This window comes from Geodermatophilus sp. SYSU D01176, from assembly GCF_054050015.1.
This window is the reverse complement of record NZ_JBJGYN010000121.1, coordinates 1-719: the sequence shown is the minus strand read 5'-3', so window position 1 is coordinate 719 and position 719 is coordinate 1. Positions and strand designations below refer to the sequence as shown.

The window sequence follows — 719 nt, the reverse complement described above, 5'->3', positions numbered from 1 at the left end:
AGCTCCTTGGCCCGCTCCAGCAGCCCCTCGTCGCGGATCGTGTCCAGCACGGCCAGCGCGGCCGCGGCGGCGATCGGGTTGCCGCCGAAGGTCGACCCGTGCGCCCCGGCCTGCATGAGCTCGGCCGCATCCCCGAAGGCCAGCGTGGCCCCGATCGGCAGCCCGCCGCCGAGCGCCTTGGCCAGCGTGACCACGTCCGGGGCCACGCCCTCGGCCTGGTGGGCGAACCAGTGCCCGGTGCGCCCGGTGCCGGTCTGCACCTCGTCCACGGCGAACAGCGCCCCGGCCGACCGGGCGGCGTCCTGCGCGGCCGCCAGGTAGCCGGCCGGCGCGGGGACCACGCCGCCCTCGCCGAGCATCGGCTCCAGCAGCACCATGGCCGTGCCCCCGGACACCGCCCCGGCCAGGGCGCCGGCGTCCCCGTAGGGCACGTGGCGCACCCCGCCGGGCAGCGGCGCGAAGGCGTCGGCCTTGCCCGGCTGCCCGGTCAGCGCCAGCGCGCCCATGGTCCGGCCGTGGAAGGAGCCCTCGGCGGTGACCACCTCGGGCCGCCCGGTCAGCCGGCTGATCTTGAAGGCGGCCTCGTTGGCCTCGGCGCCGGAGTTGCAGAAGAACACCCGCCCGGGCCGGCCGGCCAGCTCCAGCAGCCGCTCGGCCAGCGCCAGCCCGGGCTCGTGCATCGCCAGGTTGGACACGTGCCCGAGGGTGGCCGCCTGGCG

The 719-nt window shown here is 78.0% G+C and carries 1 protein-coding gene; it reads right to left on the bottom strand.

Going from position 1 to position 719, the window contains the following annotated elements:
- The coding region (locus ACI78Z_RS25010; RefSeq protein WP_457039237.1) for an aminotransferase class III-fold pyridoxal phosphate-dependent enzyme at nt 1-695 on the bottom strand (695 nt) is incomplete at its 3' end.
- Nucleotides 696-719 lie beyond the last annotated feature (24 nt).